Below are 22,702 nucleotides of genomic sequence, written 5' to 3'. Positions count from 1 at the left end.
AAAAAAAGACCCGCAATGATACGGGTGAATGCCCGCGCCAGACAAGCCTCTGCGGGCATTAAAAATGCCGTCAGCCTAGCCGGCGAATCGGTTGACCCGCGAGGAACGCCGCTATGTCCTCGACCGCCTCGGTGAAGTAGGCGCGATAGTTGTCGTCCGCCACGTAACCCACATGCGGCGTCGCCAGCACGTTGGGCAATTGACGGAATGCATCGTCGGCCGGCAGCGGTTCCGTCTCGAACACGTCCAGCCCGGCGCCGGCAATCTTCCGCTGTTGCAGCACGTCCACCAGCGCCACCCGATCGACGATCCCCGCGCGCGAGGTGTTGATCAGGTAAGCAGTGGGCTTCATCGCCATCAATTCGTCGCGCCCCACCAACCCGCGGCTGCGATCGCTCAGCACCAGGTGAATGGAGACAAAATCGCTCTGCTCAAACAGCGCCCGCTTGGACGGCGCCAGCAAAGCGCCCTCCTGCGCCGCCCGTTCCGCCGTCAGGTTCTGGCTCCAGGCCAGCACCCGCATGCCGAACGCCTGTGCCACCTTGGCCATTTGGCCGCCGATCTTGCCCAACCCCAGCAGCCCCAGCGTCTTGCCCTGCAGGGTGACGCCGAGATCCCGTTGCCACGGACCGTTGTTTTGCAGCCCGACGCTTTCCGGCACGATATGCTTCGCCAACCCGAGCAGCAGCGCCCAGGTCAGCTCCATCGGCGCCGCCGATCCGCTGCTGGTGCCGCATACCACCACGCCGCGCTCGGCGGCGGCGGCCAAATCGATAGACGCGTTGCGCATGCCGGAGGTGATCAGCAGCTTCAGCTTCGGTAGCCGCGCCAGCAGCGAGGCAGTCATCGGCGTGCGTTCGCGCATGATGACCAGAATGTCGCACTCCTGCAGATGCACCGCCAGCTCCGTCTCATCGGTAAAGTGCGCGCTGATGGCGGACACCTCCACCCGATCGGCCAGCGCCGACCAGTCCGCCATCTTGAGCGCCACCTGCTGGTAATCATCGAGAATTGCGCACTTCAATTTCATCTCCGTCTCCTGGAATGTAGGGTTAGCCACCGTCCAGCCTAGTACGAAAATGCCGTTCCGCCAGGCAAAAAAAAAGCCGCCCGTATCGGCGGCTTACTCTTTGAGCAATCAGGCTTATTCGGCCGGCTTGCGACTACGTGGACGACGCGAGGCCGGCGCGCCGGAACGGCGTTGACCGTCCCCCTGCGGGCGAGCGTTACCGTTACCGTTGCCACGGTTTTCACGCTGGCCGCCGTTCGCGTTACCGCTGCGCTGACCGCCGCCGTTACCGGAACGCTGGCCACCGCCGTTGCCGCGCGGCGCGCCGCGTCCGCCGCCCTGGCGGCCGTTGATGATCGGCTCGGCCTTGATGGTCGGATCCGGCTCGTAGCCCGGCAGCGCAATGCGCGGAATTTCACGCTTCAGCAGACGCTCGATGTCGCGCAGCAGCTTGTGTTCATCCACGCACACCAGCGAGATAGCTTCACCGGTGCGTTCCGCGCGGCCGGTACGGCCGATACGGTGCACATAGTCTTCCGGCACGTTAGGCAGCTCATAGTTCACCACGTGCGGCAGCTGGTCGATATCCAGACCGCGCGCCGCGATATCGGTTGCCACCAGCACGCGGATGCGGCCATCTTTGAAATCGGCCAGCGCACGGGTACGGGCGCCCTGGCTCTTGTTGCCGTGGATCGCCGCAGCGGTGATGCCGTCTTTGTTCAGCTGTTCCGCCAGGTGGTTGGCGCCGTGCTTGGTGCGGGTAAAGACCAGCACCTGTTTCCAGTCGCCTTCGCCGATCATCTGCGACAGCAGTTCCCGCTTACGCTTCTTGTCGACGAAGTGCACGCTCTGCTCGATCTGCTCGGACGCGGTATTGCGGCGCGCCACTTCCACCGAGGCCGGGTTATGCAGCAGTTTGTTGGCCAGCGCCTTGATGTCGTCGGAGAAGGTTGCGGAGAACAGCAGGTTCTGGCGCTTGGCCGGCAGCTTGGCCAGCACGCGACGGATGTCGTGGATAAAGCCCATGTCCAGCATGCGGTCCGCTTCGTCCAGCACCAGAATTTCGATTTTGGACAGGTCAACCGCGTTCTGATGTTCCAGATCCAGCAGACGGCCCGGCGTCGCCACCAGGATATCGACGCCGCCGCGCAGCTTCATCATCTGCGGGTTGATGCTCACGCCGCCAAACACCACCAGCGAACGCAGGCGCAGGTGTTTGCTGTAGGCCTCGACGTTTTCGCCGATCTGCGCCGCCAGCTCACGGGTTGGCGTCAGGATCAGCGCGCGCACCGGGCGACGGCCTTTGACCGGATGGTCATGCTTGCTCAGCAGCTGCAACAGCGGCAGGGTAAAACCGGCGGTTTTACCGGTGCCGGTCTGGGCGCTGGCCATCAGGTCACGACCTTCCAGCACGACAGGGATAGCCTGACGCTGAATTGGCGTCGGTTCGCGATAGCCCTGTTCTTCAACAGCGCGCACAATTTCAGCACTTAAGCCGAGGGTTTCAAATGACATAAAGAGAAAAACTCCAGATCCCCCCTAACCTAACGGTGTTCGGTGCAGTTTCCTGGGAGGATGATCAGACGGGGCATTAAGCATGACCACGAGGGATTGGCACAAACTGCAGTGCACCAGGCGCCGATTGTAACAGAAGTCGCGCAATAAAAAGCACTTTTACGCACCTAGAGCACAATCTGCCGTAAATTCAGCATTGTCTGAAGCCGATCACATAACTCATTGTGGTTAGCGGTTGCGTTTTAGACAATCTGGCATAAAGTTAATCATATGATTGATTAACTTCGAGCGTGACCTATGCCAGCTTCCGTCCCTCATCAGGCCGCCGGCCGGGCGCGCGGCGAGCAAACGCGCCGGCAACTGCTCGCCGCGGCGACCGAACTGTTCGGTGAATATGGCCTGCAAGGCGCCACCACGCGCGATATCGCCCAGCGCGCCGGCCAGAACATCGCCGCCATCACCTACTACTTCAGCTCCAAAGAGGGGCTGTACCTGGCCGTGGCGCAGTCGCTCGCCGATTTCATTCAGCAGGCGTTCGCCCCGCTGGTCGCGGAAGTCGATCGCTTCCGGCAAGAACCAGCCGCACAACGGTCACCTGACGCGGCGCTGCGCTTGTTGCAACGTGGCCTGCTGGCCTTCAGCGAGCTGATGACCCAACCGCACACGCTGAACCTGAGCAAAATCATGTCGCGCGAACAGCTCGCCCCGACCGAGGCCTATCCGCTGATCCACAGCCAGGTGATCGCGCCGATGCACGAGCGGCTGTGCCGCCTGCTGTCGGCCGCCACCGGCATCGACGAACACGCCCCCCGCCTCGTATTGCATACCCATGCGCTGATCGGCGAGGTGCTGTCGTTCCGCGTGGCGCGCGAAACTATCCGCCGTCAGGCAGGTTGGCAAGACATTGGCGAGGGCGAAGCGGCGCAAATCGCGGCGGTACTGAGCGAACATATTGAGATTCTGGTTACTGGGCTGCGCCAACGTCATGGCGCGTAAATTCAGGCAGGGAGTGTTATGAACAAAAAACGCAGTGCCTTGATCGTGTTGTTAATTCTGCTGATCGCGGCCGTCGCATACGGGGTTTGGCATTACCAACAGCAGCAGGATCGGCCGCTGACGCTGTACGGCAACGTCGATATTCGCACGGTCAACCTCGGCTTTCGCGTCGACGGGCGCCTGGCGTCGCTGACGGTGGATGAAGGCGATACCGTTCAGCCAGGCCAGCTGCTTGGCAATCTGGACGATGCCCCCTACCGCAACGCGCTGCAGCAGGCCGAAGCCAACGTCGGCAGCGCGCGCGCCAAACTGTCGCTGCTGCAGGCCGGCTACCGCAGCGAAGAGATAGCCCAGGTGCAGTCAGAAATGGCGCAGCGCCAGTCCGCCTTCACCTATGCCGACAGCTTCCTGAAACGCCAGCAGGGGCTGTGGGCGAAAAACGCCACCTCAGCCGACGCACTGGAGGATGCACGCACCGCCCGCAATCAGGCGCAGGCCAACCTGCAGGCGGCGAAGGACAAGCTGTCGCAATACCGCAGTGGCAACCGCCCGCAAGAGATTGAACAGGCCAAGGCCGACGTGGCGCAAAGCGAAGCGGCGCTGGCGCAGGCGCAGTTGAACCTGCAAGACGCCACGCTGGTCTCCCCTTCCGCCGGCACGGTGCTGACCCGCGCGGTGGAGCCGGGCACCATGCTCGGCGCCGGCGGCACGGTATTCACCCTGTCGCTGACCCGGCCGGTGTGGGTGCGCGCCTACGTCAACGAGACCAGCCTGAACCAAGCGGTACCCGGCACCGAACTGGAGATCTACACCGACGGCCGCCCCGGCAAGCCTTACCACGGCAAGATCGGTTTCGTCTCGCCGACCGCGGAATTCACGCCGAAAAGCGTTGAAACGCCGGATCTGCGCACCGATCTGGTATACCGCCTGCGGGTGATCGTCACCGACGCCGACGATGCGCTGCGTCAGGGCATGCCGGTCACCCTGCGCTTCGCCAAACCCTGAGGCCGGCCATGGAACAGGCGCACACCATTGAGCTGGAAGGGCTGGAAAAGCGCTTCCCGTCGCTTGAGAAACCGGCGGTCGCCAGCCTGACCACCACCCTGCGCAGCGGTGCGGTCATCGGGCTGGTCGGCCCGGACGGCGCCGGCAAAACCACCCTGCTGCGCATGCTGGCTGGGCTGCTGCAGCCCAGCAACGGCAAGCTGCGGGTCGCCGGGCTGGATCCGATCGCCCAGGATCGTCAACTGCACGCGATCCTCGGCTACATGCCGCAGAAGTTCGGGCTGTATGAGGATCTGACGGTGATGGAGAACCTGACTCTGTACGCCGATCTGCGCGGCGTCACCGGCGATCTTCGCCGCCAGACCTTCGAACGGCTGCTGAAATTCACCGATCTGACCCGCTTCACCGAGCGCCTGGCGGGCAAGCTGTCCGGCGGCATGAAGCAGAAACTCGGCCTGGCCTGCACGCTGGTGGGCGAACCTCAGGTGCTGTTGCTGGATGAACCGGGCGTCGGCGTCGATCCGATCTCGCGCCGCGAGCTGTGGCGCATGGTGCACGAGCTGGCCAACGACGGCATGTTGATCTTGTGGAGCACCTCTTACCTCGATGAGGCCGAGCAGTGCCGCGAAGTGCTGCTGCTCAACGAGGGCGAGCTGCTGTTCAGCGGCGCGCCGCAGGCGCTGACCCGCCGTATGGCCGGGCGCACGGTGTTGATCGCCGCGCCCCCCGGCAGCCATCGATCGTTGCTGCAGCGGGCGATCTGCCTGCCGGCGGTCACCGACGGCGTGATCCAGGGCAAGTACCTGCGCCTGATCCTGAAAGAAGGCGAAGATCATCGGCAGCTGCTGCAGGTGCTGGATCTGCCGGACGCCGAACTGGACGAAGCGGATCCGCGCTTCGAGGATGCGTTTATCGATCTGCTCGGCGGCGGCCCCAACCATCGCTCGGCGCTGGCGGAGATCATGCCGACCGTTGACGGAGAAAGCGGTGAAACGGTGATCGAAGCGGTGCAGCTGACCAAGAAATTCGGCGATTTCGCCGCCACCGATCACGTCGATTTTCAGGTGCGGCGCGGCGAAATCTTCGGGCTGCTCGGCCCGAACGGCGCCGGCAAGTCCACCACCTTCAAAATGATGTGCGGTCTGCTGGTGCCATCCGGCGGCAAGGCGCTGGTGTTGGGCATGGATCTGAAAACCAGTTCCGGCAAAGCGCGCCAACGCCTCGGTTACATGGCGCAAAAGTTCTCGCTGTACGGCAACCTGACGGTGGCGCAGAACCTGAAGTTCTTCTCCGGCGTCTACGGCCTGAGCGGCAAGGCGCAGCGCAAAAAAATCGACGAGATGTCCCACGCCTTCAACTTCGCGCCGATCCTCGATCAAACGCCGGACGCGCTGCCGCTCGGCTTCAAGCAGCGCCTGGCGCTGGCCTGCGCGCTGATGCACGAACCGGATATTCTGTTCCTCGACGAACCGACTTCCGGCGTCGATCCGCTGACGCGGCGCGAGTTCTGGTTGCACATCAACGGCATGGTCGACAAGGGCGTCACGGTGATGGTGACCACCCACTTTATGGACGAAGCGGAGTACTGCGACCGCATCGGCCTGGTGTATCGCGGCAAGATCATCGCCGCCGGCACGCCGGACGATCTCAAACAGCAGGTGGCGCGCGACGACAATCCCAACCCCTCGATGGAGCAGGCGTTTATCGAGCTGGTTCAGGGCTACGACGAGGAGGAATCACGGTGAGCGATAACCGTACCCCCATCGACGACGGCGGCTTCTCCTGGCGCCGACTGCGCGCGCTGTGCCTGAAGGAAACGCGGCAGATACTGCGCGATCCCAGCAGCGGCCTGATCGCCTTCGTTATCCCGCTGATGCTGCTGTTCATCTTCGGCTACGGCATCAACCTGGACTCCAGCAAGCTGCATCTGGGCATTCTGATGGAGCAACAGAGCGAAGACGCGCGCGATCTGGCCCAGGCGTTTGCCGGCTCGCCCTATATCGAACCGACCATCAGCGACAACCGCCAACAGCTGATCCAGCAGATGCAGGCCGGCACGATCCGCGGCCTGGTGGTGATCCCGGTGGATTTCGACCAGCGCATGGCGCGCCCGCACGACAGCGCCCCTGTCCAGGTGATCACCGACGGCAGCGAGCCGAACACCGCCAACTTCGTGCAGGGCTATGCCCAGGGCGTATGGCAAGTTTGGCAGCAGCAGCGCGCCGCCGATCGAGGGAGCAGCGACAAGCCGCTGATTGACGTGCAGATGCGCTACTGGTTCAACCCGGCGGCCATCAGCCGGCACTACATCATCCCCGGCGCCATCACCATCATCATGACGGTGATCGGCGCCATTCTCACCTCGCTGGTGATCGCCCGCGAATGGGAGCGCGGCACCATGGAAGCCCTGCTGTCCACCCAGGTGACGCGCAGCGAGCTGCTGCTCTCCAAGCTGATCCCATATTACTTCCTCGGCATGATCGCCATGGCGCTGTGCATGGCGGTGGCGGTGTGGGTGCTCGGCGTGCCCTATCGCGGTTCGCTGCCGATCCTGCTGCTGATCAGCAGCCTGTTCCTCGCCAGCACCCTCGGCATGGGCCTGCTGATCTCCACCCTCACCCGCAACCAGTTCAATGCGGCGATGGTGGCGCTGAACGCCGCCTTCCTGCCGTCGATCATGCTGTCCGGCTTCATCTTCCAGATCGACAGCATGCCGGCCATCGTGCGCGCGGTGACCTACATCATTCCGGCGCGCTACTTCGTCAGCACGCTGCAAACGCTGTTCCTGGCGGGTAACGTCGGCACCGTGCTGGTGATCAATCTGCTGTTCCTGATCGCTTCCGCCGTGGTGTTCATCGGCCTGACGGCCTGGAAAACCCAGCGCCGGCTGGATTGAGGAGAAAGAGCGATGTTTCATCGTCTGTTGACGCTCATCATCAAGGAAATGCAGGCGCTGCTGCGCGATCCGCAAACCCGCGCCATTTTAATCATGCCGGTGATCCTGCAGGTGCTGCTGTTCCCGTTCGCCGCGACGCTGGAAGTCACCAACGCCACCATCGCGGTCTACAGCGAGGACAGCGGCCAGGCCTCGGTGGAGCTGACCCAGCGCTTCGCCAAGGCCAAGGCCTTTCAACACGTGCTGCTGCTGCGCAGCCCGCAGGAGATAAAGACCACCATCGATAACCAGCGGGCGCTGCTGCTGATCCGCTTCCCGGCGCAGTTCTCGCGCGATATCGCCGCCGGCAACACCGCGCCGCTGCAGCTGCTGCTCGACGGGCGCAACTCCAACAGCGCGCAGATCGCCGCCAACTACGTGCAGCAGATCGTGCAGGAATATCAGAAGGAGCTGCTCGGCAACCGCGCCAAACCCAACAACAGCGAGCTGGTGGTGCGCAACTGGTATAACCCGAATCTGGACTACAAATGGTTCGTGGTGCCGTCGCTGATCGCCATGATCACCACCATCGGCGTGCTGATCGTCACCTCGCTGTCGGTGGCGCGCGAACGCGAACAGGGCACGTTGGAACAGCTGCTGGTCTCGCCGCTCACCACCTGGCAGATCTTTATCGGCAAGGCGGTGCCGGCGCTGATCGTCGCCAGCTTCCAGGCCAGCATCGTGCTGTTGATCGGCATCTTCCTGTATCAGATCCCGTTCGCTGGATCGCTGCTGCTGTTCTACGCCACCATGTTGATCTACGGGCTGTCGCTGGTCGGTTTCGGCCTGCTGATCTCGTCGCTGTGCGCCACTCAGCAGCAGGCGTTTATCGGCGTGTTCGTGTTCATGATGCCGGCGATCCTGCTCTCGGGGTATGTCTCGCCGGTGGAGAATATGCCGGTGTGGCTGCAGGATCTGACCTGGGTGAACCCGATACGCCACTTCACCGACATCACCAAGCAGATCTACCTGAAGGACGCCAGCTTCAGCATTATCTGGCGCAGCCTGTGGCCGCTGCTGGTGATCACCGCCACCACCGGCAGCGCCGCCTACGCGCTGTTCCGCCGCAAGATCGCATAAAAAAAGCTCTGCATGTCACATGCAGAGCTTTTTGATCGCCAGATACCCTAAGGCTTGAAAGACAAGGGATTTAGCGGCGGTTGCCGAAAATACGCAGCAACATCAGGAACAGGTTGATGAAGTCGAGATACAGCGTCAGCGCGCCGACGATGGCGTACTTGCGGAAGCTGTCTTTATCATCGGCGTTCAGCTGCTCACCCATCGCCTTGAGTTTTTGCGTGTCGTAGGCGGTCAGACCGACGAACACCACCACCCCGATGTAGGTAATCGCCCACATCAGCGCGGTGCTTTTCAGCCAGATGTTCACCAGCGAGGCCAGCACGATGCCGATCAGCGCCATGAACAGCATGCTGCCGAAGCCGCTCAGATCGCGCTTGGTGGTGTAGCCGTACAGGCTCATGGCACCGAACATGCCGGCGGTGACCACAAAGGTGCTAGCGATCGAGCTGTAGGTGTAGGCGATGAAAATGCTCGACAGCGTCAGCCCGGTCAGCGCCGAGTAAAGCATGAACAGCGAGGTGGCCACCGCGCCGCTCAGGCGGTTGACCATGCCGGAAATCACGAACACCAGCGCCAATTGGGCGATGATCAGACCGAAGAAGGTGATCTGGCTGGAGAAGATGAAGTTGAGGATCGCGGGCGTGTTGGCCGCATACCAGGAAACGAACGCCGTCAGCAGCAGACCGCAGGTCATCCAGCCGTAAACCTGCGCCATGTAGGCCTGAATGCCGCTGTTGGCACGTTCGACGATTGAACCATTAGAGCGTGGATATCGGTCCATGACGGTTACCTTTTGCGTTATAAACAAGATTCCGAAGCCCCGCGAACGGGGCTTCGCCTGCTATAAGCGTACCACAGAATAGGCCGCGCGAAAGCGGCAAAGGTCTTGATTTGTTTCCGCTGTTGACGCGTTATTTAGCCGCGTCGTGCCAGCGTTGCGCGGCCTCGCGATCGCTGTCGCGAGCGTCCACCCAACGATCGCCCTGGCCCGTGGCTTCGCGCTTCCAGAACGGGGCGCGGGTCTTCAGATAGTCCATGATGAATTCGCTGGCGGCGAACGCCATGCTGCGGTGTGCGCCGGTCACGCCGACGAACACGATCTCGTCGCCGGGATACAGCGCACCGACGCGGTGGATCACCGTCACGCGCTGCAGCGGCCAACGGCTGCGCGCCTCGGCCACGATCTCCGCCAGCGCCTTCTCGGTCATGCCGGGGTAGTGTTCCAGCGTCAGCGCGCTGACGTCGTCCCCAAGGTTATGGTTGCGCACCTTGCCGGTGAAGGTCACCACCGCGCCATCGGCGTCGCACTGCGCCAGCCACTGGTACTCATCGCCGACGTTGAACGGCGCTTCGCCCACGCGAATGCGGGTATTTTCCATGCTTACCCCCCGGTAACCGGCGGGAAGAAGGCCACTTCATCGCCGGCACGCAGCGGGTGATCCGCCGCCACCAGCGACTGATTGACCGCCGCCAACAGCTTGCCGGATTCCAGCGCCAGCGCCCAGCGATCGCCGCGCGCGCACAGCGCCTGGCGCAGCGCCTCGACGGTCGGGTAATCCGCCGGCATCGACAGCGCGCCGGTGCCCACCAGTTCGCGCACCTGCGCGAAGAAAAGAATATCGATCATGCGTTCACCTTAAAATCACCGGATTTGCCGCCGCTTTTCGCCAGCAGGCGCACCGGGCCGATCACCATGTCTTTCTGTACCGCTTTGCACATGTCATAGATGGTCAATGCCGCCACCGAGGCGGCGGTCAGCGCTTCCATCTCGACGCCGGTTTTGCCGGTCAGCCGGCAGCAGGTTTCGATGCGTACCCGGCTGTGCTCCGTTTGCGCCTCTAGCTGCACTTCGACTTTGCTCAACATCAGCGGGTGGCACAGCGGGATCAGTTCCCAGGTGCGTTTGGCCGCCTGAATGCCGGCGATGCGCGCCGTGGCGAACACGTCGCCCTTGTGATGGCTGCCGTCGACGATCATCGCCAGCGTGGCGGGCAACATCTCGACGAAGGCTTCGGCGCGCGCCTCGCGCACCGTTTCGGCCTTGGCGGATACGTCGACCATATGGGCTTCGCCGGCGGCGTTAATGTGGGTTAGCTGTGTCATGACTCAGGGCTTCTTCAAATGGGGCTGGAAGTTGCACGGGCGATGGCGCGCGTCCAACTGCTCTTCGATAATCCGCTCCCAGGCGGTGCGGCAGGCGCGGGTGGAGCCCGGCATGGCGAAAATCACCGTGCGGTTCGCCAGGCCGGCCAGCGCGCGCGACTGGATCGTCGCGGTGCCGATCTCTTCGTACGACACCATGCGGAACAGTTCACCGAACCCTTCCACCTCTCTGTCGAACAGCGGCAACAGCGCTTCCGGCGTGTTGTCGCGCGCGGTAAAACCAGTGCCGCCGGTGATCAGCACCGCCTGCACGTTGTCATCGGCGATCCACGCGGAAACCCGTGCGCGGATCTGGTAAATGTCATCTTTGACGATGGCGCGATCCACCACCTGATGGCCGGCTTCCTGCGCCGCGTCCTGCAGATATTGGCCGGAGGTGTCTTCCGCCGCGCCGCGGCTGTCGGACACGGTCAGGATGGCGATATGCGCCGGAATAAACTCGCTGCTCGCATGGCTCATGGTTCAATAAGCTCCTATTGGCTGTCAGCCGCCGATAAACGACAGGTTCTGGGTGATCCCGCTGTTGCCCTGATGCAGGAAATGGGTCTGCTTCTTGCTCAGCAGCCCACTCTGGATGCGCGCCTTCAGCGCATCGAGCTGGCCGTCGTCCGCCAGCAGATCGCGCAGAGGCACCCCCTGCTCGCCGAACAGACACAGGTGCAGATTGCCGATGGAAGAAACGCGCAGCCGGTTGCAGCTGGCGCAGAAATCTTTTTCATACGGCATGATAAGACCCACCTCACCCTGGTAGTCCGGGTGGCTGAACACCTGCGCCGGGCCGTCGCTGCGGCCGCGCGCCTGGCGCTGCCAGCCCTGCTGCTCCAACTGCCGGCGAATCACTTCGCCGGAAACGTGGTGTTTGCGAAACAGCTCGCCGCCCTCGCCGGTTTCCATCAGTTCGATAAAGCGCAGCTGGATCGGCCGATCCTTGATCCAGGCGAGAAAGGCGCCAAGTTGCTGGTGGTTGACGTCGCGCATCAGCACCGCGTTGACCTTGACCTTGCTGAAACCGGCGCTGAAGGCGGCGTCGATGCCGTCCATCACCTGGCGGAACTTGTCCTGGCCGGTGATGGCGTGAAACTGGCGGGGATCCAGGCTGTCGACGCTGACGTTGATCGCCGTCAGACCGGCGTCACGCCAGGCGGCGACGTCGCGCGCCAGACGGTAGCCGTTAGTGGTGACCGCCAGGGTACGGATGGCCGGGTTTTCCCGCACGGCGGCGATGATCTCGGTAAAATCGCGGCGCAGCGAAGGCTCGCCGCCGGTCAGGCGCACCTTTTCGGTGCCCAGTTCGGCAAACGCGCGGCTGACGCGGCGGATTTCATCCAGCGACAGGAAGCTTTTCGGGCTGCCGCTCGGCTTGTAGCCGTCGGGCAGACAATAGGTGCAACGAAAGTTGCACACGTCGGTGATCGACAAACGCAGGTAATAGAACTTGCGCTCATAAGCATCAATGAGTTGCGGTACCATAACACCTTTCCAAAGTCGGGAGATGCGAGCGTTTCCCCTCTGCACCCTGGTGGCTAACTTCGCCACGGCCCAGGCGCCATATCGTTCCGGATGAACAACGTAGGCGCAGGGGCTAGGAGTTTGATTTCTCTTCCCGCTACCTTGAGTAGCCGGAATGAAACCGTGGTTTTCAGCAGAATTCTAGCGCTAATCGGCAACGATAGCCAACGCGTTAATTCGCTATATAATTGTCTATACAGCGTTTTTAGACGCCGCCTATTCGGGTAAACCATGATAAACATCGCTTGCGTGGACGAATTGACCAGAATCACGCAAATGACACTCTTTATCGCGTTTTTATGCCGGATCCGCTACCTTATGCGGGCAGTTCAGACCCTTTGTAAGGAAATTTATGCGTAATCGTACCCTGGCCGATCTCGACCGCGTGGTGGCGTTGGGCGGCGGACACGGCCTGGGCCGTGTGATGTCGGCCCTGTCGTCCTTAGGCTCCCGCCTGACCGGCATCGTCACCACCACCGACAACGGCGGTTCCACCGGCCGCATCCGCCGTTCGGAAGGCGGCATTGCCTGGGGCGATACCCGCAACTGTCTCAACCAGCTGATCACCGAACCGAGCGTCGCCTCGGCGATGTTCGAATACCGTTTCAGCGGCAACGGCGAACTGGCCGGCCATAACCTGGGCAACCTGATGCTGAAAGCGCTGGATCACCTGAGCGTGCGCCCGCTGGAAGCGATCAATCTGGTGCGCAGCTTGCTGAAGGTGGACGCGGCGCTGATCCCGATGTCGGAGCAGCCGGTGGATTTGATGGCGCACGATCACGAAGGCAATCACGTTTACGGTGAAGTGAATGTCGATCAACTGGCCCACATGCCGCAGGAGCTGATGCTGTCGCCCCCGGTCAACGCCACGCGCGAAGCGCTGGACGCCATCGCACAGGCCGACGTGATCCTGATCGGGCCGGGCAGCTTCCTCACCAGCCTGATGCCACTGCTGCTGCTGGACGATCTCACCCAGGCGCTGCGCCGCAGCAGCGCCAGCATGATCTATATCGGCAACCTCGGCCGCGAGCTGAGCGTGGCCGCCGCGGCGCTGTCGTTAAAGGATAAGCTGACGCTGATGGAAGAGAAGATCGGCCGCCGGATGATCGATGCGCTGATCGTCGGCCCGGCGGTGGATGCCAGTGAAGTGCAGGATCGGGTGGTGATTCAGCAACCGCTGGAAGCGAGCGACATCCCCTACCGCCACGATCGCCAGCTGCTGCGCCAGGCGCTGGATCACGCGCTGGTGGAGCTGGCCGCGCGCCGCTGACCGAATTTAACCGTCTCGCCCGCGCAGCCAGGGATTATCGCTGGCTGGGGCGGGATGGCTGACCATATCGATATACAGATCTTCCACCTCTTTGCGCGCCCAGGGCGTGCGACGCAAAAACTTCAGGCTGGACTTGATGCTCGGATCGCTGCGGAAGCAGTTGATGCGAATGCGCGCGCCCAGTTCGGACCAACCGTAGTGATCCACCAGTTTATTCAGCAGTTGCTCCAGCGTTACGCCGTGCAGCGGGTCTTTAGACTGGTGTTGGCTCATGTTCGGTACTCTTCGTGGTCAAATCGGGCCGCACACCATAACAGCTTTGGCGCGGCCGACAAGGAATTTTGACGCCCACGGCGCGGGCGCCGTCCAACGGTCAGGAAATCGCGATGAACTGCTCGCGCAGCTGGTGGATTTCGTCGCGCAGCGCAGCCGCCTGCTCGAACTCCAGGTTTTGCGCGTGGGTGTACATCTGCGCTTCCAGATCGCGAATTTTCTGATCCAGCGCTTTCGGCGTGAGGTTCTGCAGCTGAGCGCCGCCCTCCACCGCCTTGCCCTTGCCTTTGCTCTTGGTGCGGTTGACCGGTTGGCCGATCTGCAGAATGTCGCCGATCTTCTTGTTCAGCCCCTGCGGCACGATGCCGTTGGCTTCGTTGTAGGCCTGCTGCTTGGCGCGGCGCCGCTCGGTTTCACCGATCGCCTTGGCCATCGAATCGGTGATGCGATCGCCATACAGGATCGCCTTGCCGTTCAGGTTACGCGCCGCGCGGCCGATGGTCTGGATCAGCGAACGCTCGGAACGCAGGAAGCCTTCCTTGTCGGCGTCCAGAATCGCCACCAGCGACACCTCAGGCATGTCGAGCCCCTCACGCAACAGGTTGATGCCCACCAGCACGTCGAACTCGCCCAGACGCAGGTCACGGATGATTTCGACCCGTTCCACGGTATCGATGTCCGAGTGCAGGTAGCGCACGCGCTCGCCATGCTCTTCCAGGTATTCGGTCAGGTCTTCCGCCATGCGTTTAGTCAGGGTGGTCACCAGCACGCGCTCGTTGATCGTCGCGCGCTTGCGGATCTCGGAGAGCAGATCGTCCACCTGGGTGGCGACCGGCCGCACTTCCACGATCGGATCCAGCAACCCGGTCGGCCGCACCACCTGATCGATCAGATCGCCGCCGGATTTCTCCAGCTCATATTTGCCCGGCGTCGCGGAAACATAGATGGTCTGCGGCGCCAGCGCCTCGAACTCCTCGAAGCGCAGCGGGCGGTTGTCCAGCGCCGACGGCAAACGGAAGCCGTACTCCACCAGCGTTTCCTTGCGCGCGCGGTCACCCTTGAACATCGCGCCGATCTGCGGAATGGTGACGTGGGATTCGTCGACCACCAGCAGGCCGTCCGCCGGCAGGTAGTCGAACAGCGTCGGCGGCGGCTCGCCCTCGGCGCGCCCGGACAGATAGCGCGAGTAGTTTTCGATGCCCGAGCAGTAACCCAGCTCGTTCATCATCTCCAGATCGAACTGGGTGCGCTGCGTCAGGCGCTGCTCTTCCAGCAGCTTGCTGTTGGCCAGCAGCACCTTGCGGCGGTCCGCCAGATCAACCTTGATCTCTTCCATCGCCTGCATGATCCGCTCACGCGGCGTCACGTAGTGCGATTTCGGGTAGATGGTAAAACGCGGCACCACCTGCTCAATCTGCCCGGTCAGCGGATCGAACAGCGACAGCCGTTCCACTTCTTCATCGAACAGTTCGACGCGCAGCGCCAGCTCGTCTGATTCCGCCGGGAAGATATCGATCACCTCGCCGCGCACGCGGAAGGTGGCGCGCTGGAAAGCCTGATCGTTGCGGGAATACTGCAGCTCCGCCAGGCGGCGCAAAATGGATCGCTGATCGATGATCATGCCCTGAGTCAGGTGCAGCATCATCTTCAGGTAAAGATCCGGATCGCCCAGGCCGTAGATCGCCGACACCGACGCCACCACCACCACGTCGCGCCGCTCCAGCAGCGCCTTGGTGGCGGAAAGACGCATCTGCTCGATGTGCTCGTTCACCGAAGCATCTTTTTCAATGAAGGTGTCAGAGCTGGGCACGTAGGCTTCCGGCTGGTAGTAGTCGTAGTAGGAGACGAAGTACTCCACCGCATTCTCCGGGAAAAACGCTTTCATTTCACCGTACAGCTGCGCCGCCAGCGTCTTGTTCGGCGCCAGTACCATGGTCGGCCGATTCAGATCGGCTATCACGTTGGCGATAGTGAACGTCTTGCCCGAACCGGTAACCCCCAGCAGCGTCTGGTGCGCCAGGCCGTCTTCCAGCCCCTCTTCCAGCTTGCGGATGGCTTCCGGCTGATCGCCGGCCGGTTTGAACTCGGAATGCAGTTTGAAAAGTTTACTCATTGCTCGGCTACCCTGTGGAGATGCGCGCGCTCAGGCGGCCAGCCGGCTCTGCGCCGGATATGGCCCCTAATTATGGAAAGTGTCGGCGATTTGCGCCAGTGCCCATGATACTGGATATAAAACCAGCTTCAAGCGGATTCGTCGCTGCACCCGGCACTGCGGCAATGTCGTTGCACCGTGACGTTACAGCCGGGTGACATTTTTATTGTCAATAACAGATTTATCCCCAGAACTTGCCGCGAATTAACTTATTGATAGCACCGCGTCGAAAAATCATACATAGAGACCTGATCAATACCCCTGCGTCTTGATTTTAGTTAATATATTGATATATAAAAGTTTTAATAAAAAGACGAGAATGCGGGCAAAGCGAACAGAACCCGCGTCCGCTCTCGCTTTACAGCGTTTTTCTAAATCTAATACACAAGGTTATCCACAGGAATAGTGGATAACTCTCACCGTCCCGCCCGGGGCGGGAGTTACGGAAAGAAAGCTTTTCGCCCTTTACACCCGCTAAAATGGCTTTTTTAGTTATTTTTTCATAAAAATATCGCTTTGTTTATGCCGATTAATACTAAAAATCCCCATTGCCAAAATCGCATCGGCCCCTTTCTCGCGGATCGCTCTTGACGGCGGCACAATGCCTTGCACCATGTCCTCACCAAAGGGCACCACAAGAGTGCAAAAAACGTCCGGGTTAACTTCTCGGCGTATTTTCAGGCCACCGCGGCAGAGCGCGTCAGGCCTGGCAGAAGGTTAACAAAGCGATAACATCCCCCCTTTTCGGCCAGTAGCAAAACTGGCCTGGGAGTTGCTTTATCTTTCAGCGTGCGAACGAGGCGCGACAGCATAATGCGCTGCCGAATGCGGCGTGCAACCGCCGCCTGGCTACCCCTCGTAAAAGCGCGAGAACGACACCAAGTCGTCATAAACGTCGTTTTTCACGACATACTGACTGTCTTTCCGTCCACCGCAGACATTGCTCAGGTGAATCGGATGGACGGCATTTTGTTCCAGACATTGCCACACTCGGGAAATCAACCGCCAATGCGGCCTTTGTTGCACCCCACCAACGAGTGGATGGGCGCCTGTGTCTATGAGGAGAATGCCAAATGCTGAGCCTGAGATCGGTCAATCAATTTTACGGGCAAAATCATACCCTGTGGGACATCAACCTGGAGCTGCCGCGCGGCCAGTGTACCGTGCTGCTTGGGCGCAACGGCGTGGGCAAGACCACGCTGGTCAATTGCATCATGGGGCATGTGCCGGTGGTGAGCGGCAGCATGACCTGGCAGCCCGCGGATCAGCCGCCGCAAAATCTGCTGCTGCAACCGATGGAGCGCCGCGCCGCACTCGGCATCAGCCACGTCCCGCAAGGGCGGCAACTCTTCTCGCAGCTGAGCGTGGAGGAGAATCTGCAGGTGGCGCAGATGGCCGGGCGCGGTGCCCCTCGCCGCATTCCGCCGCTGATCTACAGCCTGTTTCCCAATTTGCGCCAGATGCGTACCCGCCGCGCCGGCGATCTGTGCGAAGGCGCTCAACGCCAGTTGGCGATCGGTCGTGCGCTGGCGCAGGAGCCGGCGCTGCTGATCCTCGACGAACCGACGACGGGTGTGCCCCCTTCAATCGCCGCCGACATCGGCAACGTGATCCGCAGGCTCAACTATGAGTTGGGCATGACCATTTTGCTGGTAGAGCATCAGCTGCCGTTCGTGCGCCGGGTGGCGGATCGTTTTTGTCTGCTCGATAGCGGTCGCACCGTGGCGCACGGCGCGCTGGCGCAGCTGGATGAGGCGCTGATCGGCGCCGGGCTGGCAGGGCAAGAAGAAGGATGAGGGAGAGACCCCCCCCTTCATTGAGCGTTTATAGCAGGCTGATATCCAGATACTCCCCCAGCGGCGCCCGTTCGGCCTGCGGCAGGTGCGGTATTTCGCCCAGCAGCGGCGCGGGCAGCATGCGGCGCAGCGTGGCCAGGTATTCCTGATGCCGCCGCCCCGGGGGCGCCACGTCGTTGGCGATCCAACCGGCCAGCGTCAACCCCGCCTGTTGCACCGCCTGCGCCGTCAGCACTGCGTGGTTGATGCAGCCCAGTTTAATGCCCACCACCAGGATCACCGGCAATTGTTCCTGCTGCACCCAGTCGGCGAAGGTGTACTCCGCCGACAGCGGGGTAAACCACCCGCCGGCGCCTTCGACCAGCACCCAGTCGGCGCGCTGCTCCAGCCGGCGCAGGCCGTCGGACAGCCGCGCCGCGTCGATCGGCCGACCTTCATCGGCGCTGACGATATGCGGCGAGGTCGGTTCGGCAAAAACGTAAGGGTTCACTTCGTCGTAACGGAGCGCCACGCCGCTGTTGGCCTGCAGCGCCAGCGCGTCGCCGTTGCGCAGCCCCTCGGCGGTCATCTCGCTGCCGGAGGCCACCGGCTTATAGCCGGCGCTGCGGTAGCCCGCCCGGTTGGCGGCCTGCAACAAGGCGCTGCTGGCAACGGTCTTCCCCACCTCGGTGTCGGTGCCGGTCACGAACCAACGTTTAATCACGATAAATCACTCCATAAGCCAGATGATAGCTGAGGGGGAACTGCCCCTGCCGGCACGGGTAAGCCGCCTGCAACGCGGCGAGACGGCCTCGCGACATCAGGCCGCCCTCGCGCCCCTGATGCAGATGCGTCGCCCCGATGCCCTTGAGCGAACGCATCAGCGTCATCACGTCCGGGTAGTTCAGGGTGCGTAACTCCGTGACCAGCTCGTGCCGGTATTCAGCACAGGCGGCGTGGATCTGCGCCAGCGGCAGGAAGGCGTTCACGTGGCGCTCGCCGTCCACCTGTTGCCAGGCGTCCCCCAATTCCTGCAGCGATCCCGCCGCCAACGTGGAAAACAGGATCACGCCGCCGGGGCGGGTCACGCGATACAGCTCCGCCAGCGCGGCGGGCAGATCGCTGCACCACTGCACCACCAGGCTGCTGAAACAGATGTCCATCGCCGCATCGGGCAGCGGTACCTGTTCGATATCGCCCAGCAGATAATGGTGCGCCGCCTGCCGTTGGCGGGCGACCTCCAGCATGCCCGGCGCCAAATCGAGCGCGGTCACCTGCTTGCCGCGCTCGCGCCACAGGCGGCTGAAATAGCCGGTGCCGCAGCCGGCATCCAGCAGCTGCTCGCCCGGATGGGGACTCCCCATCCCCAGTAAGCGCTCGCCAACATCACGCTGCAGCGCGGCGGCGGCGTCGTAGCTGCCGGCCGCGCGGCTGAAGGCCGAGGCGACCGCCTGTTTGTTCACCGTGTCATTGGCTGACGTCATTCAGCACCTCCAGCAGGCGATCGATATCCTGCGGCTGATGCGCCGCCGTCAGGGTAATGCGTAGCCGCGCGCCGCCCGGTGGCACCGTCGGCGGGCGAATGGCGCTCACCCACAGTCCGCACTCGCGCAGGCGGGTCGCCAGATCGAGCGCGCGCTGATTATCCCCCACCAGCAGCGGCTGGATGGCGGTGTCGGAATCCGTCAGGGTCAGCGCCAGCGGCGCCGCGCCCTGACGGAAACGCCGAATGTTGTCCTGCAGCCGGGCACGCAGTTCATCGCCCTCGCGAATGCAGGCCAGCGCCGCCTGCAGCGCGCAGGCTTGCGCCGGCGGCATTGCGGTGCTGTAGATTAGATGGCGGGCGAACTGCAGCAGATACTCGGCGGTCGCCTCATCGCACAGCACTGCCGCGCCGCTGACGCCGAACGCCTTGCCGAAGGTCGCCACCAGCAGTTCAGGGCGCACGCCCTGCTGCCAGCAGCTGCCGCGGCCTTGCTCACCGCGCACGCCGACGCCGTGGGCATCGTCCACCATCAGCCAGGCGCCCGCCGCACGGGTTAAGCGATGCAGCTCCGCCAACGGTGCGCCGTCGCCGTCCATGCTGAACACCCCTTCGGTCACCGCCAGCCGCTGCCCGTCGCAGGGTTTGGCCAGCAGATCCGCCAAGGCCTGCGGCTGATTGTGCTGGAACCGGCGCAGCTCGGCCGGCGACTGCGCCGCCGCCTCCAGCAGCGAGGCGTGGCTGAGGCGATCGGCCAAAATGCGATCGCCCTTCTGCATCAACGCCGCCAGCACCGCCTGATTGGCGGCATAGCCGGAGATGAACAGCAGCGCGCGCGGATAGCCGAGCCACGCCGCCAGTTGCTCTTCCAGCGCCTGATGCGCCACGCTAAAGCCGGTGACGTGGCCCGACCCGCCGCTGCCGACGCCGTAACGCTGCGCGCCCTGCTGCCAGGCGGCGATCACCCGCGCATCCTGGCTCAGCCCCAGGTAGTCGTTGCCCGAGAAGTTCAGATAGAGACGATCGCCGAGCCGGATCTGGCGGCCGTTGCCGCCCTCGGTGGTCTGTCGCCGACGGTAGGCGGCGTTGAGACGCCGTTCTGCCAGCGCCTGTTCGATACGTTGTTGCCAGCTCATCACAGCGCCGCGTTGTAAAACTCGGCGGTATCGGCGTTCAGCAGCTGCTTAGCCAGCACCTGCTGTTGCTGGTTGTCGCCATGTTCGGTGGCGGTCTGCTGCGGGTTCAGCCCCAGCTTGCGGAACAGCTGCAGATCCTTGTCTTCTTCCGGGTTCGGCGTGGTCAGCAGCTTGCAACCGTAGAAGATCGAGTTGGCGCCGGCCATAAAGCACATCGCCTGCGTCTGTTCGTTCATCTGTTCACGGCCGGCGGAAAGGCGGACATAAGAGGACGGCATCATGATGCGCGCTACCGCGATGGTGCGGATGAAATCGAACGGATCGACGTCGTCGTTATCCGCCAGCGGCGTGCCTTTTACCTTCACCAACATGTTGATCGGCACGCTCTCCGGCGGTTTCGGCAGGTTAGCCAGCTGCACCAGCAGCCCGGCGCGATCGCGCACCGTTTCCCCCAGCCCGACGATGCCGCCGGAGCACACTTTGATGCCGGCGTCGCGCACCTTGTCGAGCGTATCCAGGCGTTCCTGGTAGCTGCGGGTAGTGATGATGCTGCCGTAGAACTCCGGCGAGGTGTCGAGGTTATGGTTGTAGTAATCCAGCCCGGCCTCCGCCAGCCGTTCAGCCTGAGTGCCGTCAAGCGTGCCCAGCGTCATGCAGGTTTCCATGCCCATCGCTTTCACGCCCTGCACCATCTGCTGCAGATAAGGCATATCGCGCTCGTGCGGGTTCTTCCACGCCGCGCCCATGCAAAAACGGGTCGAGCCGTTCGCTTTGGCCTTGCGTGCCGATTCCAGCACCTGCTCGACCTGCATCAACCGCTCCGACTCCAGGCCGGTCTTGTAGCGTGAGCTCTGCGGGCAGTATTTACAGTCTTCCGGGCAAGCGCCGGTCTTGATCGACAGCAGCGTGCTGACCTGCACCTGACGCGGGTCGAAGTGCTGGCGGTGTACGGTTTGCGCTTCGAACAGCAGTTCCAGCAGCGGTTTATCAAACAGGGCCTGGGCTTGCCCTACTGTCCAGTGAATGCGGTCAGCCATCATGGCGTCTCCAAAACGAAAAAGTGTCGCCAGTTTAAATATTGTGGATATACTGTCAACCAATCTTAATTCAATTTGGTTTACAAGTATGTCTGTGACCGCTTCCGACCTGGCGTTTGACCAACGCCATATCTGGCACCCCTACACCTCCATGAGCCGCCCGTTACCCTGTTACCCGATCGAATCGGCCAGCGGCGTCGAACTGCAGCTGGCGGACGGCCGGCGTCTGGTGGACGGCATGTCCTCCTGGTGGGCGGCGATCCACGGTTACAACCATCCGCGCCTGAATCAGGCCGCCAGCCAGCAGTTGGAGAAGATGTCACACGTGATGTTCGGCGGTATTACCCATCCGTCCGCCATCTCGTTGTGCCGTCGGCTGGTGGAAATGACGCCAGAGGCGCTGCAGTGCGTGTTCCTGGCAGACTCCGGTTCGGTGGCGGTGGAAGTGTCGTTGAAGATGGCGCTGCAGTACTGGCAGGCGCGCGGCGAGCGCCGGCAGCGCATCCTGACGCTGCGCCACGGCTATCACGGCGATACCTTCGGCGCGATGTCGGTCTGCGATCCGGACAACTCGATGCACAGCCTCTATCAGGGCTATCTGGCGCCGCACCTGTTCGCGACCGCGCCGCAGTGCCGCTTCGACGAAGAATGGCGTGAAGAAGATATTGCACCGTTCGCCGCGCTGCTGGAGCAGCACGCCGGTGAAGTGGCGGCGGTGATCCTGGAACCGGTGGTGCAAGGCGCCGGCGGCATGCGCATCTACCACCCAACCTACCTCAAGCGGGTGCGCGAGCTGTGCGATCGCCATCGAGTGCTGCTGATCGCCGACGAGATCGCCACCGGCTTCGGCCGCACCGGCAAGCTGTTCGCCTGCGAGCACGCGCAGGTGGTGCCGGACATTCTCTGCCTGGGCAAGGCGCTGACCGGCGGTTACATGACCCTGTCCGCCACCCTGACCACCCGCCATGTGGCGGAGACCATCAGCAACGGCGCGGCCGGCTGTTTTATGCACGGCCCGACCTTTATGGGCAATCCGTTGGCCTGCGCGGTGGCGGACGCCAGCATGGCGCTGCTGGCGGAAAATCGCTGGCAGGCGCAGGTGAGCGCCATCGAAGCCCAGCTGAAACAGGAACTGCTGCCGTTGGCGGCGCTGCCGAAGGTGGCGGACGTGCGGGTGCTGGGGGCGATTGGCGTGGTGGAGATGCGCGAACCGGTGAATGTCGCCGAGCTACAGCGCGGGTTCGTCGAGCGCGGGGTATGGATCCGGCCGTTCGGCAAGCTGATTTACCTGATGCCGCCTTACATCATCGAAGCGGAACAGCTCAGCCGCCTGACCGCCGCCGTGGCCGCCGCCGCGCGTTAAT

General features: G+C 62.6%; 23 protein-coding genes and 1 riboswitch. Of the genes, 8 read left to right on the top strand and 15 right to left on the bottom strand.

Going from position 1 to position 22,702, the window contains the following annotated elements:
* Nucleotides 1-70: 70 nt before the first annotated feature.
* On the bottom strand, nucleotides 71-1,030 hold the full coding sequence (locus tag ACJ8J4_RS11355) for a D-2-hydroxyacid dehydrogenase family protein (protein ID WP_043136722.1): 960 nt from the start codon (nucleotides 1,028-1,030) through the stop codon (nucleotides 71-73).
* 114 nt (nucleotides 1,031-1,144) lie between these two features.
* Nucleotides 1,145-2,524 (bottom strand): ATP-dependent RNA helicase RhlE, encoded by a 1,380-nt coding sequence (rhlE, locus tag ACJ8J4_RS11350; protein ID WP_025301932.1) that lies wholly within the window; start codon nucleotides 2,522-2,524, stop codon nucleotides 1,145-1,147.
* Nucleotides 2,525-2,821: 297 nt separating this feature from the next.
* Between rhlE and cecR the strand changes: the two genes are divergently transcribed.
* Genes cecR through ACJ8J4_RS11325 form a run of 5 tightly spaced genes read left to right on the top strand, consistent with a single transcriptional unit; the run spans nucleotide 2,822 to nucleotide 8,540 of the window.
* Nucleotides 2,822-3,520: a transcriptional regulator CecR gene (gene cecR / locus ACJ8J4_RS11345; protein ID WP_043136718.1), complete on the top strand. Its 699-nt coding sequence runs from the start codon at nucleotides 2,822-2,824 to the stop codon at nucleotides 3,518-3,520.
* A gap of 18 nt (nucleotides 3,521-3,538) precedes the next feature.
* The gene (hlyD, locus tag ACJ8J4_RS11340) at nucleotides 3,539-4,525 is read left to right on the top strand and encodes a secretion protein HlyD (RefSeq protein WP_264383872.1); all 987 of its coding nucleotides are present in this window, start codon (nucleotides 3,539-3,541) and stop codon (nucleotides 4,523-4,525) included.
* Nucleotides 4,526-4,533: 8 nt separating this feature from the next.
* Complete coding sequence (locus tag ACJ8J4_RS11335) at nucleotides 4,534-6,270, top strand: ATP-binding cassette domain-containing protein (RefSeq protein WP_197835231.1); 1,737 nt, start codon at nucleotides 4,534-4,536, stop codon at nucleotides 6,268-6,270.
* A complete protein-coding gene (locus ACJ8J4_RS11330) occupies nucleotides 6,267-7,421 on the top strand; it encodes an ABC transporter permease (protein ID WP_043136708.1) in 1,155 nt (384 codons plus the stop codon). Before ACJ8J4_RS11335 ends, ACJ8J4_RS11330 begins: the two co-directional genes overlap by 4 nt.
* Before the next feature lie 12 nt (nucleotides 7,422-7,433).
* The gene (locus tag ACJ8J4_RS11325; RefSeq protein ID WP_049203799.1) at nucleotides 7,434-8,540 is read left to right on the top strand and encodes an ABC transporter permease; all 1,107 of its coding nucleotides are present in this window, start codon (nucleotides 7,434-7,436) and stop codon (nucleotides 8,538-8,540) included.
* A 70-nt stretch (nucleotides 8,541-8,610) separates the two neighbouring features.
* On the opposite strand, the gene ACJ8J4_RS11320 is transcribed toward ACJ8J4_RS11325, so the two are convergent.
* The 6 genes from ACJ8J4_RS11320 to moaA all read right to left on the bottom strand — a co-directional run bounded on the left by ACJ8J4_RS11320 (nucleotide 8,611) and on the right by moaA (nucleotide 12,173).
* Entirely contained in the window at nucleotides 8,611-9,321 is a 711-nt protein-coding gene (locus ACJ8J4_RS11320; protein WP_033637508.1) for a Bax inhibitor-1/YccA family protein, read from the bottom strand.
* Between the two features lie 130 nt (nucleotides 9,322-9,451).
* Nucleotides 9,452-9,919, bottom strand: coding sequence for a molybdopterin synthase catalytic subunit MoaE (moaE, locus tag ACJ8J4_RS11315; protein ID WP_004939764.1), 468 nt, complete (start codon nucleotides 9,917-9,919; stop codon nucleotides 9,452-9,454).
* A 2-nt stretch (nucleotides 9,920-9,921) separates the two neighbouring features.
* The gene (gene moaD, locus ACJ8J4_RS11310) at nucleotides 9,922-10,167 is read right to left on the bottom strand and encodes a molybdopterin synthase sulfur carrier subunit (protein ID WP_004939768.1); all 246 of its coding nucleotides are present in this window, start codon (nucleotides 10,165-10,167) and stop codon (nucleotides 9,922-9,924) included.
* Complete coding sequence (moaC, locus tag ACJ8J4_RS11305; protein WP_004939770.1) at nucleotides 10,164-10,643, bottom strand: cyclic pyranopterin monophosphate synthase MoaC; 480 nt, start codon at nucleotides 10,641-10,643, stop codon at nucleotides 10,164-10,166. Before moaC ends, moaD begins: the two co-directional genes overlap by 4 nt.
* Before the next feature lie 3 nt (nucleotides 10,644-10,646).
* Nucleotides 10,647-11,162 carry a molybdenum cofactor biosynthesis protein B gene (gene moaB, locus ACJ8J4_RS11300; protein ID WP_025301928.1) on the bottom strand — a complete coding sequence of 172 codons (516 nt, stop codon included), beginning with the start codon at nucleotides 11,160-11,162 and terminating at the stop codon, nucleotides 10,647-10,649.
* Between the two features lie 24 nt (nucleotides 11,163-11,186).
* Nucleotides 11,187-12,173, bottom strand: coding sequence for a GTP 3',8-cyclase MoaA (gene moaA / locus ACJ8J4_RS11295; RefSeq protein WP_004939778.1), 987 nt, complete (start codon nucleotides 12,171-12,173; stop codon nucleotides 11,187-11,189).
* Nucleotides 12,160-12,304: riboswitch (molybdenum cofactor riboswitch) on the bottom strand. It overlaps the preceding gene by 14 nt.
* Before the next feature lie 260 nt (nucleotides 12,305-12,564).
* Between moaA and ACJ8J4_RS11290 the strand changes: the two genes are divergently transcribed.
* Nucleotides 12,565-13,482 (top strand): gluconeogenesis factor YvcK family protein, encoded by a 918-nt coding sequence (locus tag ACJ8J4_RS11290; protein WP_025301926.1) that lies wholly within the window; start codon nucleotides 12,565-12,567, stop codon nucleotides 13,480-13,482.
* A 6-nt stretch (nucleotides 13,483-13,488) separates the two neighbouring features.
* Here the strand turns inward: ACJ8J4_RS11290 and ACJ8J4_RS11285 are convergent, their stop codons facing one another.
* The 3 genes from ACJ8J4_RS11285 to ACJ8J4_RS11275 all read right to left on the bottom strand — a co-directional run bounded on the left by ACJ8J4_RS11285 (nucleotide 13,489) and on the right by ACJ8J4_RS11275 (nucleotide 16,522).
* Nucleotides 13,489-13,755 (bottom strand): VF530 family DNA-binding protein, encoded by a 267-nt coding sequence (locus ACJ8J4_RS11285; protein WP_004939783.1) that lies wholly within the window; start codon nucleotides 13,753-13,755, stop codon nucleotides 13,489-13,491.
* Between the two features lie 100 nt (nucleotides 13,756-13,855).
* Nucleotides 13,856-15,868: an excinuclease ABC subunit UvrB gene (gene uvrB, locus ACJ8J4_RS11280; protein WP_025301925.1), complete on the bottom strand. Its 2,013-nt coding sequence runs from the start codon at nucleotides 15,866-15,868 to the stop codon at nucleotides 13,856-13,858.
* Nucleotides 15,869-16,399: 531 nt separating this feature from the next.
* Nucleotides 16,400-16,522 carry a hypothetical protein gene (locus ACJ8J4_RS11275; protein WP_256376328.1) on the bottom strand — a complete coding sequence of 41 codons (123 nt, stop codon included), beginning with the start codon at nucleotides 16,520-16,522 and terminating at the stop codon, nucleotides 16,400-16,402.
* Nucleotides 16,523-16,980: 458 nt separating this feature from the next.
* On the opposite strand from ACJ8J4_RS11275, the gene ACJ8J4_RS11270 reads away from it, so the two are divergent.
* Nucleotides 16,981-17,703, top strand: coding sequence for an ATP-binding cassette domain-containing protein (locus tag ACJ8J4_RS11270; RefSeq protein ID WP_049203793.1), 723 nt, complete (start codon nucleotides 16,981-16,983; stop codon nucleotides 17,701-17,703).
* A 28-nt stretch (nucleotides 17,704-17,731) separates the two neighbouring features.
* On the opposite strand, the gene bioD is transcribed toward ACJ8J4_RS11270, so the two are convergent.
* The 4 genes from bioD to bioB are packed head-to-tail and all read right to left on the bottom strand — an operon-like array spanning nucleotide 17,732 to nucleotide 21,338.
* Nucleotides 17,732-18,406: a dethiobiotin synthase gene (bioD, locus tag ACJ8J4_RS11265; protein WP_060447611.1), complete on the bottom strand. Its 675-nt coding sequence runs from the start codon at nucleotides 18,404-18,406 to the stop codon at nucleotides 17,732-17,734.
* Complete coding sequence (gene bioC / locus ACJ8J4_RS11260) at nucleotides 18,399-19,166, bottom strand: malonyl-ACP O-methyltransferase BioC (protein ID WP_099816707.1); 768 nt, start codon at nucleotides 19,164-19,166, stop codon at nucleotides 18,399-18,401. Before bioC ends, bioD begins: the two co-directional genes overlap by 8 nt.
* Nucleotides 19,150-20,301, bottom strand: a complete 1,152-nt coding sequence (gene bioF / locus ACJ8J4_RS11255; RefSeq protein WP_025301919.1) for an 8-amino-7-oxononanoate synthase — start codon at nucleotides 20,299-20,301, stop codon at nucleotides 19,150-19,152. Before bioF ends, bioC begins: the two co-directional genes overlap by 17 nt.
* The gene (gene bioB, locus ACJ8J4_RS11250; RefSeq protein WP_025301918.1) at nucleotides 20,301-21,338 is read right to left on the bottom strand and encodes a biotin synthase BioB; all 1,038 of its coding nucleotides are present in this window, start codon (nucleotides 21,336-21,338) and stop codon (nucleotides 20,301-20,303) included. Before bioB ends, bioF begins: the two co-directional genes overlap by 1 nt.
* 88 nt (nucleotides 21,339-21,426) lie before the next feature.
* On the opposite strand from bioB, the gene bioA reads away from it, so the two are divergent.
* Nucleotides 21,427-22,701 carry an adenosylmethionine--8-amino-7-oxononanoate transaminase gene (gene bioA, locus ACJ8J4_RS11245; RefSeq protein ID WP_025301917.1) on the top strand — a complete coding sequence of 425 codons (1,275 nt, stop codon included), beginning with the start codon at nucleotides 21,427-21,429 and terminating at the stop codon, nucleotides 22,699-22,701.
* Nucleotide 22,702 lies beyond the last annotated feature (1 nt).

The sequence above is a fragment of the Serratia sp. CY47280 genome (assembly GCF_052168655.1).
GTDB classification, from domain to species: Bacteria; Pseudomonadota; Gammaproteobacteria; order Enterobacterales; family Enterobacteriaceae; genus Serratia; species Serratia bockelmannii.
This window is presented reverse-complemented; position numbering and strand designations above follow the sequence as displayed.

What these genes read in the sequence shown, in the direction of transcription:
- ACJ8J4_RS11355 (WP_043136722.1), bottom strand. Translation starts at nt 1,030, where the DNA reads ATGAAATTGAAGTGCGCAATTCTCGATGATTACCAGCAGGTGGCGCTC.
- rhlE (WP_025301932.1), bottom strand. Translation starts at nt 2,524, where the DNA reads ATGTCATTTGAAACCCTCGGCTTAAGTGCTGAAATTGTGCGCGCTGTT.
- cecR (WP_043136718.1), top strand. Translation starts at nt 2,822, where the DNA reads ATGCCAGCTTCCGTCCCTCATCAGGCCGCCGGCCGGGCGCGCGGCGAG.
- hlyD (WP_264383872.1), top strand. Translation starts at nt 3,539, where the DNA reads ATGAACAAAAAACGCAGTGCCTTGATCGTGTTGTTAATTCTGCTGATC.
- ACJ8J4_RS11335 (WP_197835231.1), top strand. Translation starts at nt 4,534, where the DNA reads ATGGAACAGGCGCACACCATTGAGCTGGAAGGGCTGGAAAAGCGCTTC.
- ACJ8J4_RS11325 (WP_049203799.1), top strand. Translation starts at nt 7,434, where the DNA reads ATGTTTCATCGTCTGTTGACGCTCATCATCAAGGAAATGCAGGCGCTG.
- ACJ8J4_RS11320 (WP_033637508.1), bottom strand. Translation starts at nt 9,321, where the DNA reads ATGGACCGATATCCACGCTCTAATGGTTCAATCGTCGAACGTGCCAAC.
- moaE (WP_004939764.1), bottom strand. Translation starts at nt 9,919, where the DNA reads ATGGAAAATACCCGCATTCGCGTGGGCGAAGCGCCGTTCAACGTCGGC.
- moaD (WP_004939768.1), bottom strand. Translation starts at nt 10,167, where the DNA reads ATGATCGATATTCTTTTCTTCGCGCAGGTGCGCGAACTGGTGGGCACC.
- moaC (WP_004939770.1), bottom strand. Translation starts at nt 10,643, where the DNA reads ATGACACAGCTAACCCACATTAACGCCGCCGGCGAAGCCCATATGGTC.
- moaB (WP_025301928.1), bottom strand. Translation starts at nt 11,162, where the DNA reads ATGAGCCATGCGAGCAGCGAGTTTATTCCGGCGCATATCGCCATCCTG.
- moaA (WP_004939778.1), bottom strand. Translation starts at nt 12,173, where the DNA reads ATGGTACCGCAACTCATTGATGCTTATGAGCGCAAGTTCTATTACCTG.
- ACJ8J4_RS11290 (WP_025301926.1), top strand. Translation starts at nt 12,565, where the DNA reads ATGCGTAATCGTACCCTGGCCGATCTCGACCGCGTGGTGGCGTTGGGC.
- ACJ8J4_RS11285 (WP_004939783.1), bottom strand. Translation starts at nt 13,755, where the DNA reads ATGAGCCAACACCAGTCTAAAGACCCGCTGCACGGCGTAACGCTGGAG.
- uvrB (WP_025301925.1), bottom strand. Translation starts at nt 15,868, where the DNA reads ATGAGTAAACTTTTCAAACTGCATTCCGAGTTCAAACCGGCCGGCGAT.
- ACJ8J4_RS11275 (WP_256376328.1), bottom strand. Translation starts at nt 16,522, where the DNA reads ATGGTGCAAGGCATTGTGCCGCCGTCAAGAGCGATCCGCGAGAAAGGG.
- ACJ8J4_RS11270 (WP_049203793.1), top strand. Translation starts at nt 16,981, where the DNA reads ATGCTGAGCCTGAGATCGGTCAATCAATTTTACGGGCAAAATCATACC.
- bioC (WP_099816707.1), bottom strand. Translation starts at nt 19,166, where the DNA reads ATGACGTCAGCCAATGACACGGTGAACAAACAGGCGGTCGCCTCGGCC.
- bioF (WP_025301919.1), bottom strand. Translation starts at nt 20,301, where the DNA reads ATGAGCTGGCAACAACGTATCGAACAGGCGCTGGCAGAACGGCGTCTC.
- bioB (WP_025301918.1), bottom strand. Translation starts at nt 21,338, where the DNA reads ATGGCTGACCGCATTCACTGGACAGTAGGGCAAGCCCAGGCCCTGTTT.
- bioA (WP_025301917.1), top strand. Translation starts at nt 21,427, where the DNA reads ATGTCTGTGACCGCTTCCGACCTGGCGTTTGACCAACGCCATATCTGG.